Origin of the sequence: Cysteiniphilum halobium (assembly GCF_003574425.1) — a bacterium.
Lineage (GTDB): Bacteria > Pseudomonadota > Gammaproteobacteria > Francisellales > Francisellaceae > Caedibacter > Caedibacter halobius.
Genome location: NZ_QLIU01000072.1, coordinates 1 through 1,101, shown reverse-complemented (window position 1 = coordinate 1,101; position 1,101 = coordinate 1). Strand labels below are relative to the sequence as shown.

At 37.9% G+C, this 1,101-nt stretch carries 1 protein-coding gene; it reads left to right on the top strand.

Going from position 1 to position 1,101, the window contains the following annotated elements; translation table 11 throughout:
- Positions 1-1,097 (top strand): IS4 family transposase (locus DNK85_RS10670; protein WP_208123171.1); only part of this gene is annotated, 1,097 nt, incomplete at its 5' end.
- Between the last annotated feature and the right edge of the window lie 4 nt (positions 1,098-1,101).

Below are 1,101 nucleotides of genomic sequence, written 5' to 3'. Positions count from 1 at the left end.
GGGAACTTCAGCAGCTACTTAAGCATTATTTTAACGATACTCGTCATACTTTAGAATGCCTAACTTACATTATTTTAGGATTATTTGTTGTGCGAAGTATCAACATGGCAAAACTTGCACGAAGCTTCCCAACAAAAAGTAAAGAAGCATCAGTTTATAAACGTTTGCAGCGCTTTATGAAACGCTTCACATTCTCACACAAACGCCTCTACCAAAGTATTTGTGAGATTTTTTCCTTACCAATGGCAATCACTTTATGCATGGATAGGACGAATTGGAAATTTGGTAAAAAGCACATCAATTATCTGGTGGTTAGCATCGCATACAAGGGGGTTTCAATTCCATTTATGTGGTCACTGCTGACAGATAAAAAATGTGGTAACTCCGACTTTGAGGATCGACGTAAATTATTTGATCAGTTGCTTCAATTCATAGCCCCAAGCCAAATAAAATGCGTGCTCTGTGATCGAGAGTTTTTAAGCGGCGATTGGATTGCCTACCTTAAGAGTCATAAGATCTCATACACCATTCGAGCTAAAGGATGCTTTTTGGCAACCAACAATAAAGGAAAAACCATGTCATTCAAGAAAATGTTTGCCAATTTAAAATTAGGTAAATCAGCGGTTTTGAAATCGCCTCGTAATGTGCTTGGCTGTGATGTTTACGTCTGTGCACGCCGATTAGCAACTGGAGAATTGCTTATTTTGGTATCTGATTATCACGGCAAAGCCTCTTTTGATCAATATCGCAAGAGGTGGGAGATCGAAACACTTTTTAGCGCAATGAAAACACGAGGTTTTAACTGGGAGGATACACATATCACTGATCCTGATCGCTTAAGCAATATCCTTTTCATCTTAACTTTAGCGTTAATTTGGTCTTATCGCCAAGGTGATATGCTTATGACAATTTACCCAGAAAAGCTTAAAAACCATGGCTTTCCCCAACGCTCGATTGTCCGTAAGGGCATGGATTTTATTAGCAAATCATTGTCAGAAGTTGTCATTAGTACGAGTAAAATTATGGCATCAATTAAGCTTGTATTTGAGCTAAAGTTAACAAAAATTCAAATGGAAAAATTAGTTAGTGTCCTGTAGTGTG